Genomic DNA, 14,798 nt, shown 5'->3' on the forward strand with positions numbered 1-14,798 from the left:
ATGACAAGAGGTTGGCGACGATGTTTGAGGAGAAGCATCGCCGGATTTCGACGGGCATTGGCTGGAAGCCGCCCACCGCCGCATCCTTCGTCAGGTCATTTGCACTTGATGAAACGACCCTTCGCATCCTTGCAGGGCGCCTTTTTGACGGGCGGCTTGGGTGCGCATTTGACGAATTTGCCCTTCGCGTCCTTGCATGGCGCGGCAGATGCAGGAGCAACATTGCCGACCATCAGGGAAAGGCCGAGGAGAGCTATGGCAACCGTCTTTGTCATGATGTGCCTCTTTGGGGAGAGGAGGGTGTCGGGTTTGACAGGGGTTGCAAACCCGACTTGGCTTTTATGCGCCCGACAGGAGCGGTTGCCTAATGAACTTTTCGTCATTTTCCGGACAGGTGGGCATGAGAAAGGGCGCCGAAGGCTGATGCGCTGGCGCCCTTTAATGATGGTGCGATGTGCCCACCCCGCTGCGACTAACGCGCTGCGCGCATAAGTCTCGCTACCCCTCCCGTAAACGGGAGGGGAGCAGGTCAAGCCAGCGCGGCCTTGAGCTGATCGACCAGATCGGTCTTTTCCCAGGGGAAATAATCGCCGTCGGGGGTGCGGCCGAAATGGCCGTAGGCGGCGGTCTTCTGGTAGATCGGCTTGTTGAGGCCCAGATGCGTGCGGATGCCCTTGGGCGTCAGGCGCACGAGGGTCGGCAGGACGGCTTCGATCGCCGAAGCCTCGACGGTGCCGGTGCCGTGCAGATCGACATAGAGCGAGAGCGGCTCGGCGACGCCGATGGCGTAGCTCAGCTGGATCGTGCAGCGGCGGGCGAGGCCGGCGGCGACGATGTTCTTCGCCAGATAGCGGGTGATGTAGGCCGCCGAGCGATCGACCTTCGTGGGATCCTTGCCCGAGAAGGCGCCGCCGCCATGGGGCGATGCGCCGCCATAGGTGTCGACGATGATCTTGCGGCCGGTGAGGCCGGCGTCGCCGTCAGGGCCGCCGATTTCGAACAGGCCGGTCGGGTTGACGTAGATGCTTTCGTCGCCGGGCAGCCAGCCTTCGGGCAGGATGTCGGCCATCACGCCCTTGACATAGGCGCGCAGTTCGGCGCGGCTGTCGTCATTGTCCATGCCGGCGGCATGCTGGGTCGAAACGACGAGGGCGGTCGCGCGGACCGGCTTTTCATCGATATATTCGAGCGTCACCTGGCTCTTGGCGTCAGGCTCCAGGAAGGGCACGACCTTGTTGTGGCGGTCGTCCGCCATGCGTTCCAGGATCTTGTGGCTGTAATAGAGGGTGGCGGGCATGAGGTCGGGGGTTTCGTCCGACGCATAGCCGAACATGATGCCCTGATCGCCGGCGCCTTCATCCTTGTTGCCGCTTTCATCGACGCCTTGGGCGATGTGGGCGGACTGGCCGTGCAGGTTGTTTTCGAAGCGGAAGGTTTCCCAATGGAAGCCGTCCTGCTCATAGCCGATACGCTTGACCGTTTCGCGGACGGTGGCTTCGATTTCTTCCTGCGCGCCCGGTGCCCAGGCGCCGTTTTCGTAGACGCCCTTGCAGCGGATTTCGCCGGCGAGGACGACGAGCTGGGTCGTGGTCAGCGTTTCGCAGGCGATGCGGGCTTCGGGGTCTTTCGACAGGAAGAGATCGACGATCGAGTCGGAAATCTGGTCAGCGACCTTGTCGGGATGGCCTTCGGATACGGATTCCGAGGTGAAGAGAAATTGATTGCGCATATGACTCCCGTAAGGTGCTTGGGCAGGTTGCGATATAAAGAAATGTTTATGTGGCTATTAGCTTTTGGCTCTGCGGAGCGCAAGAGCCGCGCCCAAGAGCATAAGCATCAGCAGGCCGGGCGCCCAATTGCCCAGCCGCGCGAAGAGCGTGGGGGGGAGCGCGGGGGGCAGGCCGGCATCCAGGAAACCGGCGCGATTGAGGCCGAGCGCGTGGACCACATGGCCGCGCGCATCGACGATCGCGGAGACGCCGGTGGGGGTGGAACGGATGATGGGCACGCCTTCCTCCAGCGCGCGCAGGCGGGCCTGGGCCAGATGCTGGACCGGGCCCCAACTGCCGAACCAGGCGTCGTTGGAGGGATTGAAGAGGAAGTCGGGGCGGTTCGCCGGGTCGATCACATGGCCGGAGAAGATGATTTCATAACAGATCTGGATGCCCATTTTGAGCGCGGGACGGCCGGGATTGGCGGGCAGGGTCAGACTTTGCGGGCCGGGGCCGGGCCAGAAATCAGCGTCGCCGGGCACGAGACGGGACAGGCCGATGGGTTCGAGAATGTTCCGCATCGGCAGATATTCGCCATAGGGGACCAGATGCGCCTTGGAATAGCGGCCCGCGATGGTGGCGGCGGGGGTGACGATCCAGACGCTGTTGTTGGCGCCGGAGAGTTTGTTCACCAGTGCGCCGTTTTCCTCGACGGGTTTGAAATAGACCTTGTCCCCGCCGGTCATCAGCAGGTCGTTGGGGCCGAGCAGATGGGCGAGCCGGGCGCGCCAGTCGGGCTCCATGTCGAGATAGGCGGGGATCGCGGCTTCGGGCCAGAAGATGAGGCGCGGGGCCGGGCGGGGCTGGCCCGACAGGGTCGAGAGCTTGCGGAAATTGCGATATTCCGCCTCGACCGAATATTTTTCGTCCTGGCCGATATTGGGCTGGACCACGCGGATGCGGGGCGCGCCAACAGGGGTGGCAGGCGCCGGGGAGAGCAGGCCCCAGAGGGCGAGCAGGGCGAGGGGGGCGGCGAGGATGGCGGCAGGGCGGAACCGGCGTCGGACGGCGAGCAGGAAAGCGCCGGCGGCAAGGATGGTGAGCGCGCCAAGGCCGTAGGTGCCGATAAGGGTTGCGCCGATAGCTGCGCCAGTCGGCAGCAAGGTGACGCCGAGCGGGTTCCAGGCGAAGCCGGTGAAGAGGGTGGAGCGCAGAAATTCGGTGGCGAGCCACAGGGCGGCGAAGAGGAGGGGGAAGGATAGAGGCTCGCTTCGCTCGCCTACCCACCCCCGGGCCCTCCCTGAAAGGGAGGGGAGTTTGGTACGGGAGAGCCACCATGCGCCAAGGGTCGCGAGGCCCGGATAGACGGCGAGATAGAGCGAGAGCAGGACGACCGCGCCATAGCCGAACCAGTGCGGCATGCTGTCCTGAAAGGTGAAGGCGTGGGCGATCCAGTTGAGGCCGAGGGTGAAGTGACCAAGGCCGAATAGCCAGCCGCGCGAGAAGGCGGCGCGGCGGTCGGGCGCGCGTTCGATCAGGGCCATTAGCAGCGCGAGGCAGGCGAGCGTCACCGGCCAGAGGTTGAGCGGGGCGAAGCCGGTGGCCGAGGCGAAGCCGGCCAGCAGCGCCGCGATTTTCGGGTGGCGAGCGAAGGCTTGCTTCAGCACGTCAGCGGATCGATTCCAGCGTGGCGCCGGAGCATTTGTCGCTCTTGTGCCCGCCGCCGGTCAGCATCGAGGCGGCGAGGAAACCGCCGACTAGAAGCAAGAGGAAGAAAGCGGACAGGAGGGCCAGATATTTTTCGATGAAGGCTTTGATCGGGCGGCCGAATTTCCAGAAGAGGAAGCCCACCAGCATGAACTGGAAAGCGCGGCTGACGATGCTGGCCCACAGGAAGGTGAAGAGCGGCAGGCCGATAAAGCCCGCCGTGATGGTGATGAGCTTGAACGGGATGGGCGTCGCGCCCTTGATCAGGATGATTTCCGCGCCGTAATCGCGCAGATAACAGGCCGCGACCGGGAATTTGGCGGCGAGGCCGAGCGCGGTCAGGATCTGTTGCCCGACGGTTTCATAGAGGAAATGGCCGATGGCGTAGCCGAACAGGCCGCCCAGCACCGAGGCGAGGGTGCAGATGAAGCCGAAGCGGATCGCGCGTTCCGGGCGGGCAAGGCACATGAGGCCGAGCAGCGGATGCGGCGGGATCGGGAAAAAGCTCGATTCCATGAAGCTGATGGCGAAGAGCCACCGTTCGGCGTGGCGGTGCGCGGCCTTTGCCAGCGTCCATTGGTAGAGCCTATTGAGCATCGCGGCGGGCCTAGCCGAGATCGTTTCGGGTCGCCAGCGCTTTTGCGTGACGGTGATGCGACAGGGAGCGGGCGGACGGGGTTGATTGTTTGGCGCCGTCTGGGCATGACCCCATCCCAATAGCCCTGTCCGGTCGCCCTGTTTTGAATATTCCCCCTATCCCATGGTCGAAGGTGCGGCAGCGCGCGGGCGGTATCGTCTTTGCGCTGGTGCTGAACCTGTTGCTGTTGCTGGCCCTGTTCACCCTGTCGCCCCGGTTCGAGCCGCCCAAAGTGGACGACCGCCTGCCGGTGACGTTCGATGTGGAGACGGGCCAGAAGACCGACCAGCAACAGGCCAAGGCGGAGAAGACGGAGAAGCGGGAGACGCAATCTTCGCCGCAGAAGCAGGCCGACCCGGTGGTGCGGCCGCCGGTCCCCGTCGAGAAGCCCGCCGAGCAGCCGCCATCGCCCTTCCCCTTTCTGACGCTCAATCGCGAGCAGATGGCGTCGGCCGATATCGGCAACCTGCCCAAGGGGACGCAGGGCGTGGGTGAAGGCAAGGGCAATAGTTCTGCGGTGCAGGGACCGGGCGAAGGGCCGGGCGGGGTGCAATTGTACGAGGCGGAATGGTATCGGCGGCCGACCCATGCGGAGCTGTCCACCTATTTGCCGGCCAATGCGCCGGCGCGGGGCTATGGCCTGGTGGCGTGCAAGACGATCGACCATTATCATGTCGAAAATTGCCAGATATTGGGGGAATATCCGCTGGGGTCGGGCTTTGCCAAAGCGGTGCGACTGGCGGCCTGGCAGTTTCTGGTGATGCCGCCGCGGGTCGATGGCAAGAAGATGGTGGGAAGCTGGGTGCGGATCCGCATCGATTATACCCGGACGATGGTGCCGGGTGGTCCGGGGGCGGGGTCTGATCCTGGACCGGGCGATGAGGCTGGATCGCCATCGCGGCCGGCGCCCAAGCCGCTGGCGCCGGGGGTTTCCGGACCGCAATTCTGAAAAGACGCCAATTCGTTGCGAGCGGATCGGGCGGATGGTTGCTGCTGCCTATAAAGCCATCGTCATTGCGAGCGCTTGTGTGTGGAGGCGATGATGCGGGTGGCGGTGGTTTCGTTCGATGGATTCAACGAGTTGGACAGTTTCGTGGCGCTGGCGCTGCTGAACCGGGTGCCGGGCTGGCGGGCCGAGATTTGCGGGCCGGGCGAGACGGTGACGTCGATGAATGGCGTGCAGGTCGCGGTGCAGCAACCGCTTGAATATGCTGGTGAAGCCGATGTCGTTCTGATCGGGAGCGGGGTGCGGACGCGCGAAGTCGTTTCGGATGTGAAACTGATGGCGCGGTTGCGGCTGAACCCGGCGCGGCAGATTATCGGGGCGCAATGTTCGGGTGCGCTGGTGCTGGCGAAGTTGGGGCTGCTGGAGGGCGTGCCGGTCTGTACCGATGTGACCAGCAAGCCCTGGGTCGTGGCGACCGGCGCGCAGGTGATCGAGGCGCCGTTCCATGCGACCGGCAATGTGGCGAGCGCGGGCGGGTGCATGGCGGCGCACTATTTAAGCGCTTGGGCGATCGCGCGCGGGGCGGGCGAAGAGGCCGCGCGGGACGTGATCGACTATGTCGCGCCGGTGGGGGAGAAAGCGGAGACGGTCGCGCGGGTGATGGGCGTGGTGGCGCCGTTTCTGGTGGTTGAGGAACTTCACTCCGCTTAGCCTGAACGGTTCAATTTGAAAGCGGGATATTTTGCATCATATTCGATGCCCGGACGCAATGATGTGAGCCTTTGGTCTTGCGTTCCCCGGCATAGGCCGGGGTCCAGTCCAAAGCTCTGAACTGGACCCCGGCCTACGCCGGGGAACGCGTAACAGCAGTCGGCCTTATCGCGGTCGCATAAATAGATTGGATATTGCTACTGGATTGGCAGAGTGCCGCCACCCGACCTGACGACAGAAGGAGAGAAATATGATCATCCATGGGGCGCGGCCGTCGCCATTCGTGCGCAAGGTCATTGTGTTTGCGGCGGAAAAGGGGATCGATGTCGACGTGCAGACGGCCGGTTTCGGGCGTGGGGGCGAAGGCTATCTGAAGGGGTCGCCCTTCGGCAAGATCCCGGCGCTGGAGGATGGCGATTTCCTGCTGTGCGATTCGACCGCGATCATCACCTATATGGATGCCCTGCACCCTGGCACACAGATGATCCCGGCCGAACCCAGAGCGCGCGCCCGGACTATATGGTTTGAGGAATTCGGCGATACGGTGGTGCAGGCGGCGGGGCAGAAGATCTTCTTCAACCGGGCGGTGGCGAAGCGATTGAAGCGCGAGCCGGACCTGGCGGCGGCGGACGCGGCCGAGGCCGAGGAAATGCCGAAAATCTACGATTATCTGGAGGATGTGCTGCCGGAAAGTGGCTGGCTGGTGGAGGATCGCTTCACGCTGGCGGATCTGGCGGCGGCTTGCCCGATCATCAATGTGGCCTATGTGTCGGATGGGCTGAGTGCCGATCGCTGGCCCAAGGTGGCGGCGTGGACCGCGCGGGTGAAGGCGCGGCCCAGTGTGGCGGCGGCTTTGGCGGAAGAAGCGCCGATGATCCAGGCGATGGTTGAAAAATAACCAATATGGAACATTTATATTGACATCGTCACGCTGATCTGACAGAGGTTGGCACAGTGGAAAAATGTGAGTCGCCAACGCGCTGATGCAGGTGACGGCAAAAAGGGCTGGTCCGAAAGGGCCGGCCCTTTTTGTTTGCGCGGTTTTTGGGGGCGGATTTCGGGCCGAATTTTCAGGGCGGGGGAGGCAGGGATGGCGGGCGGGAGAGCGCAGGACGGGGCGGCCGGGAACGGGGGCATGGTGGAGAAGGCTGTAGAGGACGGGGCCGTGAAGAGCGGGGCGCGATTGGTGCCGGGGCGGCAGCGGGCGGGCGGCAAGGCCAAGGGGCAGATGCGCAACGGGCGAAGCGATAGCTGGACGGCGAAGAAGGAAGGCATCTTCTTCGCGACGCTGGCGCAGACCTGCAATGCGAGCGAGGCGGCGCGCGAGGCAGGCGTGTGCCGGGCGAGCGCCTATCGGCGCAAGGCGATCGATCCTGCCTTTGCGGAACGTTGGGAGGATGCGTTGGCGGAAGGCTATGGCGAAATCGAATTGATGCTGATGCGCGCGGCGTTGTTTGGCCATGAGAGCGAGGAGACGGTGCGCGACGGCGAGGGCGTGGTGAAGACGCACAAGGTGACGCGCAAGCAGGATGTGGGCGTCGCGGTGCGCCTGTTGATGGCCCATCGGGATACGGTGGCGGCGATCCGCAAGGCGCGGATGGACCGCGCGGCGGCGGGCGTGGTCGAGGATGACGGCGCGGTGCGGCAACGCGTGCATGCGGCGCTGGATGTCGCGCATGCGCGGTTGCGGGGTGGGGGGGGAGGTTGGATTGGAGGCAAGTTTCATCTCCCACCTGCCGCTAAGGTCCATCGATTTCGCTAAGGGCGAACGGCGCTGGGGAACATCAGGACGAGTAAGGGGGCATATCAAGACGGCCCATGGGTCGCGTTCCCCGGCGGAGGCCGGGGTCCAGGTGCACGCTGTGAACTGGGCCCCGGCCTACGCCGGGGAACGGGTAGCTTTAGGTTCGCATCTTCGCTTGTTCGATAATTTGTCTCGCGCGGACCATGGCAAAGTCTTTCGGGACTGATGCAGCATGCACCCAATAGAGAGGGAGGACAAATATGGCGCTTTCCGAATTTGAGCGGCTGGCGCTGGAGCCGGGGGATGTGCGGGACGCGGTGTTGCGGCAGCTGGACCGGCAGGCATTGATGGCGCTGGAGCAGGACTGGGCATTTCTGGCGCGGCCGGGACAGTTGGCGCCGGCGGGCGACTGGCGCATCTGGTTGATGATGGCGGGACGTGGTTATGGCAAGACGCGGGCCGGGGCCGAATGGGTGCGCGCCATCGCGCAAGGTGATCCCACGGCGCGGATCGCGTTGGTGGGCGCGACGCTGGGCGAGGCGCGCAGCGTGATGGTGGAAGGGGCGAGCGGGCTGCTGGCGATCGCGCCCTGGTGGGATCGGCCGGCTTATGCGCCGGCGCTGCGGACGTTGCGCTGGCCCAATGGGGCGATGGCGACGCTCTATGGGGCGGCGGAGCCGGAGAGTTTGCGCGGGCCGCAGTTCAGCCATGGCTGGGCCGACGAGATCGCCAAATGGGCGGGGGGGCAGGCGGCCTGGGACAATCTGATGATGGGATTGCGGCTGGGACGGCAGCCGCGCGTGCTGGCGACGACGACGCCGCGACCGGTGCCGCTGGTGCGTGGGCTGGTGGCGCGGGATGGCGCCGACGTCGTGGTGACGCGGGGGCGAACGGCGGAGAATGCGGCGCATCTGGCCGAAGGCTTCGTTGCGGCGATGGCGGAACGCTATGGCGGCACGCGGCTGGGGCGGCAGGAGCTGGACGGCGAACTGATGGAGGAGGTGGAGGGCGCTTTGTGGTCGCGTGCGCTGGTCGAGCGGTGCCGGGTGGCGCATGTGCCCGGCGTGCTGGTGCGGGTCGTGGTGGCGGTCGATCCGCCGGCGTCGGTGGGTGGCGACGCCTGCGGGATCGTGGTGGCGGGGCTGGGCGACGACGGGCGGGCCTATGTGATTGCGGACGCGAGCGTGGCGGGGCAGTCGCCCGAGGGCTGGGCACGGGCCGTGGCGGCGGCGGCTTTGGTTCATGGCGCCGACCGGGTGGTGGCCGAAGCGAATAATGGCGGGGCGATGGTGGAAAGCGTGCTGGTGGCGGCGCAGGAAACGATGCCGGTGAAGCTGGTCCATGCGTCGCGCGGGAAAGCGGCGCGGGCGGAGCCGGTGGCGGCGCTGTATGAGGCCGGGCGCGTGGCGCATCGCGGCGCCTTCCCGGAATTGGAGGACCAGATGTGCGGCCTGCTGGCGGGGGGCGGTTATGTCGGGCCGGGGCGGTCGCCCGATCGGGCCGATGCGCTGGTGTGGGCGCTGAGCGAACTGATGCTGGGGAAGAAGGGCGAGGCGCGGGTGCGGGCGATGTAGAAGGTCCGGCGCGGGATGCGCCGCGCCGGCCTTTGGGGTCAGTTGGCTTTGATTTCGAGGGACGGGTCGACCAGCGAGGTCTTGGTCGCGGCCGGGGTCGCGGCTGCCGGGGCTACGGCTGCCGGAACTACGGCAGGTGTGGCGACGGGCGTGGCCGCCACGGGGACGGTTGGCGCAGCCGCCGCGAAGGCGACGCTGATATCTTCGTCGATGAAGGCGTTGACCGGCGCGCCGAGCGGGATGCGGGCGCTGGTGCCGGTGGTGAAGAAGCCGGCGATCGGCACCAAGGCGATGGCGGCGACCACGCCAGCGGTGCCGGTGACGCCCTTGTCATCGAAGCTGCCGGTCAGGCGGATCTGGTTACCGTTGGCGCGGACATAAAGGACGCGGCCGGTGATGTGGCCGGACTTGCCCCACATGCCCTTGTTACGGACGTCGGTAATTTCGCCGACGACCGGGCTGCCGATCGGAATGACGGTCTGGCCATTGAGCGTGACGGCTTCGGCGACTTCCATCTGGACGCGCTGGCCGACGCGCAGCTTCTTGCCCTCGGTCGAGATCGCTTCGGATGTCTTGAGCGCGATCTGGGTGCCGGCGCGCAGGACATTGCCGGCGGGCGCAGCGAGGATCGTGGCGACGGGTGCGGCAGGCATAATGGTGGCCTGAGCAAAAACGGACGGCGCGCAGGCGCAGACGATCACGCCTGCAAGGGCGCTGGTAACGGACTTCATGAGTGTAGACCCCCGAGTTAAAGACTCAACTCCCCCCGGAGCCGAGATATGCTCTGGTGCATTTGCGATGGCCCAGTCGTCAAGGGGATAAATATTTGAACTATATTGGGATTTATTGTGCGGTGGCGAGCAAGGCGGAGGGTGCTTTACAGATGTGCGACAGGCGGTAGACCGGTCGCCATGAAAAACATCCTCCTGCTGACCGCAGCTTCCGCCCTGTATGTCCTTCCCGCCGCCGCGCAGACGCAGGCGCCCGATGCGGATCGGTTGAAGGCGAATGTCGAGAAACTGGTGAGCTTCGGGACGCGGCATACGCTGTCTTCGGCGACCGATCCCAAGCGTGGGATCGGGGCGGCGCGTAAGTGGGGCGCGGCGGAATTTGCGAAGATCGGCAAGGGGTGCGGCGGCTGTCTGACGGTGGAGACGATCGCGGATCGCTTTACCGGGCCGCGCGCGCCCGACGGTGTCGAGGTGGTGGATGTGCTGGCGATCCAGAAGGGGACCGGGGATCCGTCGCAGGTGGTGATCGTCGCGGGGCATATCGATAGCCGCGTGACCGATGTGATGAACATTACCGATGATGCGCCGGGGGCGAACGACAATGCGTCGGGCACGGCGCTGGTGATGGAGGCGGCGAGGGTGCTGGCGGGCGAAAAGTTCGATGGGACGATCGTCTATGCGCTGCTGTCGGGTGAGGAGCAGGGGCTGTGGGGCGCCAAGCTGCTGGCCGCGACCGCCAAGGCGCGCGGGTGGCAGGTGCGCGCGATGCTGAACAACGATATCGTCGGCAATACGGTGGGCCAGAATGGCCAGCGCGTGGCCGACCGGGTGCGGGTGTTTTCCGAAGGGATACGCGGCGCCGAAGATGGCAAGGCGACCCTGACGCGCCGGGCGATCGGCGGCGAGGATGATGGGCCGTCCCGCGCGCTGGCCAAGGCGATCGACGGGATTGCGAAGGCCGATCGGGGGATCGGGCTGGACGTGTTTGCGGTACGGCGGTTCGATCGCTTCGGGCGTGGCGGCGACCATTCGCCGTTCCTGGACCTGGGCTTTCCCGCCGTGCGCTTTTCGGTGGGGATCGAAAATTACGACCGGCAGCATCAGGATCTGCGCACCGAAAACGGCCGCGTCTTTGGCGATACGGTCGAGGGGATGGACTTTCCCTATCTGGCGAAGGTGACGGCGCTCAATGTCGCGACGCTGCGGCAGTTGGCGAGCGCGCCGGCGGCCCCGGCGAGCGTGTCACTGGATGGCGCGCTGTCGATGGATACGCGGGTCTTCTGGGACGCGGTGCCGGGGGCGGTTTCGTACAAAGTCTATTGGCGCCGGGCCGATGCGCAGGACTGGACCGATAGCCGCGCGGTGAGCGGGGCGACGGAGACGGTGCTGAAGGATATCGTGGTGGACGATCATTTCATCGGCGTGGCGGCCGTGGCGAAAAATGGCGCGGAGAGCCTGGTGACGTTCGGGGGGATGGCGCCCAGAAAATAAGGGGCGGGAATAAGACTATCCCCTCCCCATGGTGGGGAGGGGAGGGATAAAGGTTAACGGCAGACCTGATGCCAGCGGCCGCCATCGTAGGTGGTGCGGCAATGCTGGCCACCGCGCTGGCCGCGACGGTCGGCATAGCCGCGGCGGTCGTCGCGATCGCGGCGGACGTCATGCCGGCGGCGCTGATCGTAGCGGCGCTCGGCCGCCTGACGCCGCTGTTCCGCGCGATAACGATCCGATCGGTGATCGTCATAGTGACGCGCGGAGGAGCGATGATCGAGGTCGGGCCGGGCCATCGCAGGCGCGGTCGTCATCGTCAGGGCGGCGATGGCCGCGGCAAGGGCGGTAAGGCGAGTGAACTTCATATAAACTCCCATATCACGTGCCGATACAACGTCGCAGCGCGCGGTCGGTTGCATGGGGCGACCGGTCGGGTTTTGATATGATACCTTTAATTTGATGGGAGAGGCTTCTACATGCGAGCGTCATGTGCCGGGCTCAGGCTTTGGCGCGATGCTTTTTCTGCAAAGGAATGCCCATGCTGATCGACCGTTTGAACTGGCGCTATGCCACCAAGAAGATGAACCCGGACAAGGCGGTGCCGGAGGATAAGGTGGAACGCATCCTGGAAGCGGTGCGGCTGGCGCCGACGTCGAGCGGGTTGCAGCAGTTCGAGGTGATCGTCGTCACCAACAGGGAAGTGCGCGAGAAGATCAAGCCGATCGCCTGGAACCAGGAGCAGGTGACCGATGCGTCGCACCTGATCGTCTTTGCCGCGTGGGACAATTATACCCCCGAGCGGATCAACCATATGTTCGACCTGGTCAATGACGAGCGCGGGTTCCGGAGCGAGGGCTGGGAAGCCTATCGCCAGATGTTGCTCACCACCTACCCGCAGCGCGACGCGGAAACGAATTTCGAACATGCCGCGCGGCAGGCCTATGTCGGGTTGGGCATCGCGCTAACGGCCGCTGCCTTCGAAGAGGTGGATGCGACGCCGATGGAAGGCTTCGATCCGGCGGCGCTGGACGAGATACTGGACCTGCGCGCGCGCGGATTGCGGTCGGTGGCGATGATGCCGCTGGGCTATCGCGCGGATGAAGGCGACTGGTTGCTGGGCCTGAAGAAGGTACGGCGCCCGGTCGACGAATTCGTTTCGCGGGTGGATTGAAATTGTGCTTCGCCCCTTCCGTCGGGGAACCGGCGAAAGGGGCGGATCGTTTCTGAGCCATTATGAAAACATCATGGTGAGAAACGGAGTAAGTGCGATGAAGATGGCCAAAATCTGTGCGGCTGTCGTGGGTGTTTCGCTGATGGCGGGACCGGTGATGGCGGCGAGCCTGAACAGCAAGGATCGGGCGCGGGTGGCGCGGGCTGCGCCGCGTGATCGCGACGATGTGCGCTACTGCCTGCTTCAGGGCAAGAAGGGGCGCGACAAGGGTACGCTGATCGGCGCGGCCGGTGGCGCGGGCGTGGGTGCGATCGCAGGCGGCAGCCTGGGCGAGACGTTGCTGGCGGGTGCTGCAGGCGCGGTGGCGGGCCGGGTGATCGGCAAGAGCGAAGGCACGAACAGCGTGTGCGATCGGGTGCTGGCGCGGAATAGGTAGAGCGTCGTTATGGGATGAATGAGAGTTCGGTCGCGTGGCGGCTTTCATTCATGATCTGGCTAGAAACAACGCATTCTTGACGGCATGGTCGCGCCAACGGAGGCGGACTATGTTTGATACGATTGGGGCATTTGGAAAGCAGTTCACACCGGCAGACGGTGGTTATCTCTACTATCCTTCACGCAAGGCTGGCGGAAAGCTGGTAACGCATGGTGAATATGCGGATCTTATGGCCGGATGGCAACGCGTTGTCGGTCGCAAAGGTCAATGGCAATTCGTTGGCGTGATATTCGCAATCATTGTCGTCTGGGAACTGATTTCCAATTGGCTGCAATTCCCAGATTGGACTCAACAGACGATGATCATAGCCTGTGTCGGGCTGCTGATCGCTCGGTTGTTTCGCGCGAGCTATGCGCCCCGTCGATTGGTTGGCGGCAGGCCGGATATTGCGCCGCCGCGAGCGCGAGCGGATGTGGGCCGTCAGGCGCGCTCTGCCCTGAATTGGCCCTTCGTCCTGTTCGCTCTGGTCATTAGCGGCTTGATTTTCTTTGGCGGGCTGGGCGCGTCAGTGCGCCCGTTTTCATGGTGGGCCTGGACGATCGGTAGCGGGGCTATGCTTGTCGGCTACATTTGGATCGCGGTTCGCAAGCTGATAGATCGCTGACGGGGCGCTGTCCCCTCTCCAAGTTTCGGTAAGCGGCTGACGCCGCTGACCTTCACTATCCTCTCCCCCATGGGGAGAGGATTTTTGCGTTTGGGGGCTTTGCATGAAATGGTTTGGGACGAAGGCAGTTGCTTCTGCGGATGCGCGGCCGGTTTTGGCGCGGGCCTGGGGTTCGGGCGCGGTGGCTCTGGGGGAGTGGCCGGCTAGTTATGAGGCGCAGTTGCGCGCAGGCGTGATGGGCAATGCGGTGGCGCAGCGGGCGATGCGGCTGGTGTCCGAAGGGGCGGGCGCCTGTGCGATCAAGATGCGGGATGTCGACGATGCGGCGGTGGCCACGGTGGCGGCGCTGGTCGGGCGGGCTTCGGCCGGGCAGGGGCTGGTGGAGACGTTGGCCTGCCATCTGCTGTTGCATGGCAATGCCTATGTGCAGGTGATTGCCGGAGCCGATGGGATGCCCGCCGAACTCTTTGCGCTGCGGCCTGAGCGCGTCAGCGTGGAGGCCGATGCGCGGGGATGGCCGGCGGCCTATCTCTATCGGGTGGGGGAGAGCGTGACGCGCCTGTCGCCGCAGGATGGCGCGGGGCGCACCGGTGTGCTGCATATCAAGGCGCTGCATCCACTGGACGATCATTATGGGCTGGGCTGTACCGGCGCGGCGGCGGGCGCGGTGGCGATCCACAATGCGGCGAGCGTGTGGAACAAGGCGCTGCTGGACAATGCGGCGCGGCCCAGCGGCGCGATGGTCTATGATCCGGGCGATGGGTCGGTGCTGTCGCCCGAACAGTTTGAGCGGGTGAAGCGGGAGATGGAGGTGGCCTTTGCCGGCGCGGCCAATGCCGGGCGGCCGATGCTGCTGGAAGGGGGGCTGAGTTGGCGGGCGATGAGCCTGACGCCGGCGGAGATGGATTTCGTGGGCCTCAAAAGCGCGGCGGCGCGGGAGATTGCGCTGGCTTTCGGGGTGCCGCCGATGCTGATGGGGCTGCCCGGCGACAACGCCTATGCCAATTATCGCGAGGCGAACAAGGCGCTGTGGCGGCAGACGATATTGCCGTTGGTGGCGAAGATATGCGGGGCGCTGGCCCAGGGGCTGGACGATTGGTGGCCGGGACTGGTCATCGCGCCGGACCTGGACGCCGTGCCGGCGCTGTCGGACGAGCGCGCGGCGTTGTGGGAACGGGTGGCGGCGGCGGATTTCCTGAGCGCCGACGAGAAGAAGGCCTTGCTCGGACTATGACTGTGTTGGCCGTGATTTTCGAGCCGTGAAATGTTCCATT

The 14,798-nt window shown here is 65.0% G+C and carries 16 protein-coding genes; 11 read left to right on the top strand and 5 right to left on the bottom strand.

The features are described 5' to 3' along the window. The first annotated feature begins 11 nt into the window (after window positions 1-11). Window positions 12-368: a hypothetical protein gene (locus F4U94_RS24745; RefSeq protein WP_172598767.1), complete on the top strand. Its 357-nt coding sequence runs from the start codon at window positions 12-14 to the stop codon at window positions 366-368. 161 nt (window positions 369-529) lie between these two features. Here F4U94_RS24745 and metK read toward each other — a convergent pair whose 3' ends face one another. From metK to F4U94_RS06510, 3 genes are read right to left on the bottom strand one after another with little or no spacing between them, the layout of a single operon-like run. Beyond that, window positions 530-1,729, bottom strand: coding sequence for a methionine adenosyltransferase (gene metK / locus F4U94_RS06500; RefSeq protein WP_150411875.1), 1,200 nt, complete (start codon window positions 1,727-1,729; stop codon window positions 530-532). A 57-nt stretch (window positions 1,730-1,786) separates the two neighbouring features. After that, complete coding sequence (gene lnt, locus F4U94_RS06505) at window positions 1,787-3,379, bottom strand: apolipoprotein N-acyltransferase (protein WP_172598766.1); 1,593 nt, start codon at window positions 3,377-3,379, stop codon at window positions 1,787-1,789. A gap of 1 nt (window position 3,380) precedes the next feature. Then, window positions 3,381-4,016, bottom strand: a complete 636-nt coding sequence (locus F4U94_RS06510; protein WP_120250385.1) for a YqaA family protein — start codon at window positions 4,014-4,016, stop codon at window positions 3,381-3,383. Between the two features lie 194 nt (window positions 4,017-4,210). Here F4U94_RS06510 and F4U94_RS06515 point away from each other — a divergent pair, with 194 nt between their 5' ends. From F4U94_RS06515 to F4U94_RS06535, 5 genes are all read left to right on the top strand, one after another. Further along, window positions 4,211-5,005, top strand: a complete 795-nt coding sequence (locus F4U94_RS06515; RefSeq protein WP_427771444.1) for a hypothetical protein — start codon at window positions 4,211-4,213, stop codon at window positions 5,003-5,005. 93 nt (window positions 5,006-5,098) lie between these two features. Beyond that, the gene (locus F4U94_RS06520) at window positions 5,099-5,713 is read left to right on the top strand and encodes a DJ-1/PfpI family protein (RefSeq protein WP_120252087.1); all 615 of its coding nucleotides are present in this window, start codon (window positions 5,099-5,101) and stop codon (window positions 5,711-5,713) included. Between the two features lie 250 nt (window positions 5,714-5,963). After that, window positions 5,964-6,611: a glutathione S-transferase family protein gene (locus tag F4U94_RS06525; RefSeq protein WP_120250384.1), complete on the top strand. Its 648-nt coding sequence runs from the start codon at window positions 5,964-5,966 to the stop codon at window positions 6,609-6,611. Between the two features lie 192 nt (window positions 6,612-6,803). Then, entirely contained in the window at window positions 6,804-7,475 is a 672-nt protein-coding gene (locus tag F4U94_RS06530) for a hypothetical protein (RefSeq protein WP_120250383.1), read from the top strand. Window positions 7,476-7,717: 242 nt separating this feature from the next. Continuing rightward, complete coding sequence (locus F4U94_RS06535; RefSeq protein ID WP_120250382.1) at window positions 7,718-9,031, top strand: DNA-packaging protein; 1,314 nt, start codon at window positions 7,718-7,720, stop codon at window positions 9,029-9,031. A 38-nt stretch (window positions 9,032-9,069) separates the two neighbouring features. Here F4U94_RS06535 and F4U94_RS06540 read toward each other — a convergent pair whose 3' ends face one another. Beyond that, window positions 9,070-9,684 (bottom strand): hypothetical protein, encoded by a 615-nt coding sequence (locus F4U94_RS06540; RefSeq protein WP_232016064.1) that lies wholly within the window; start codon window positions 9,682-9,684, stop codon window positions 9,070-9,072. Window positions 9,685-9,942: 258 nt separating this feature from the next. On the opposite strand from F4U94_RS06540, the gene F4U94_RS06545 reads away from it, so the two are divergent. Beyond that, window positions 9,943-11,253 (top strand): M20/M25/M40 family metallo-hydrolase, encoded by a 1,311-nt coding sequence (locus F4U94_RS06545; RefSeq protein WP_120250381.1) that lies wholly within the window; start codon window positions 9,943-9,945, stop codon window positions 11,251-11,253. A 53-nt stretch (window positions 11,254-11,306) separates the two neighbouring features. Here the strand turns inward: F4U94_RS06545 and F4U94_RS06550 are convergent, their stop codons facing one another. Next, window positions 11,307-11,618, bottom strand: a complete 312-nt coding sequence (locus tag F4U94_RS06550; RefSeq protein WP_120250380.1) for a hypothetical protein — start codon at window positions 11,616-11,618, stop codon at window positions 11,307-11,309. Window positions 11,619-11,791: 173 nt separating this feature from the next. Here F4U94_RS06550 and F4U94_RS06555 point away from each other — a divergent pair, with 173 nt between their 5' ends. The 4 genes from F4U94_RS06555 (at window position 11,792) to F4U94_RS06570 (ending at window position 14,758) form a co-directional block, all read left to right on the top strand. Further along, complete coding sequence (locus F4U94_RS06555) at window positions 11,792-12,424, top strand: NAD(P)H-dependent oxidoreductase (protein WP_120252085.1); 633 nt, start codon at window positions 11,792-11,794, stop codon at window positions 12,422-12,424. 97 nt (window positions 12,425-12,521) lie between these two features. After that, entirely contained in the window at window positions 12,522-12,860 is a 339-nt protein-coding gene (locus tag F4U94_RS06560; RefSeq protein WP_120250379.1) for a hypothetical protein, read from the top strand. 109 nt (window positions 12,861-12,969) lie between these two features. Then, a complete protein-coding gene (locus F4U94_RS06565) occupies window positions 12,970-13,524 on the top strand; it encodes a hypothetical protein (protein WP_120250378.1) in 555 nt (184 codons plus the stop codon). Window positions 13,525-13,627: 103 nt separating this feature from the next. After that, window positions 13,628-14,758, top strand: a complete 1,131-nt coding sequence (locus F4U94_RS06570) for a phage portal protein (protein WP_120250377.1) — start codon at window positions 13,628-13,630, stop codon at window positions 14,756-14,758. The last annotated feature ends 40 nt before the right edge of the window (window positions 14,759-14,798 follow it).

Origin of the sequence: Sphingobium limneticum (assembly GCF_008710155.1) — a bacterium.
Classification (GTDB): domain Bacteria; phylum Pseudomonadota; class Alphaproteobacteria; order Sphingomonadales; family Sphingomonadaceae; genus Sphingobium; species Sphingobium limneticum.

Coding starts and splice junctions, on each gene's coding strand:
- metK (WP_150411875.1), bottom strand. CDS start 1,729: ATGCGCAATCAATTTCTCTTCACCTCGGAATCCGTATCCGAAGGCCAT.
- F4U94_RS06510 (WP_120250385.1), bottom strand. CDS start 4,016: ATGCTCAATAGGCTCTACCAATGGACGCTGGCAAAGGCCGCGCACCGC.
- F4U94_RS06520 (WP_120252087.1), top strand. CDS start 5,099: ATGCGGGTGGCGGTGGTTTCGTTCGATGGATTCAACGAGTTGGACAGT.
- F4U94_RS06525 (WP_120250384.1), top strand. CDS start 5,964: ATGATCATCCATGGGGCGCGGCCGTCGCCATTCGTGCGCAAGGTCATT.
- F4U94_RS06530 (WP_120250383.1), top strand. CDS start 6,804: ATGGCGGGCGGGAGAGCGCAGGACGGGGCGGCCGGGAACGGGGGCATG.
- F4U94_RS06535 (WP_120250382.1), top strand. CDS start 7,718: ATGGCGCTTTCCGAATTTGAGCGGCTGGCGCTGGAGCCGGGGGATGTG.
- F4U94_RS06540 (WP_232016064.1), bottom strand. CDS start 9,684: ATGCCTGCCGCACCCGTCGCCACGATCCTCGCTGCGCCCGCCGGCAAT.
- F4U94_RS06545 (WP_120250381.1), top strand. CDS start 9,943: ATGAAAAACATCCTCCTGCTGACCGCAGCTTCCGCCCTGTATGTCCTT.
- F4U94_RS06550 (WP_120250380.1), bottom strand. CDS start 11,618: ATGAAGTTCACTCGCCTTACCGCCCTTGCCGCGGCCATCGCCGCCCTG.
- F4U94_RS06555 (WP_120252085.1), top strand. CDS start 11,792: ATGCTGATCGACCGTTTGAACTGGCGCTATGCCACCAAGAAGATGAAC.
- F4U94_RS06560 (WP_120250379.1), top strand. CDS start 12,522: ATGAAGATGGCCAAAATCTGTGCGGCTGTCGTGGGTGTTTCGCTGATG.
- F4U94_RS06565 (WP_120250378.1), top strand. CDS start 12,970: ATGTTTGATACGATTGGGGCATTTGGAAAGCAGTTCACACCGGCAGAC.
- F4U94_RS06570 (WP_120250377.1), top strand. CDS start 13,628: ATGAAATGGTTTGGGACGAAGGCAGTTGCTTCTGCGGATGCGCGGCCG.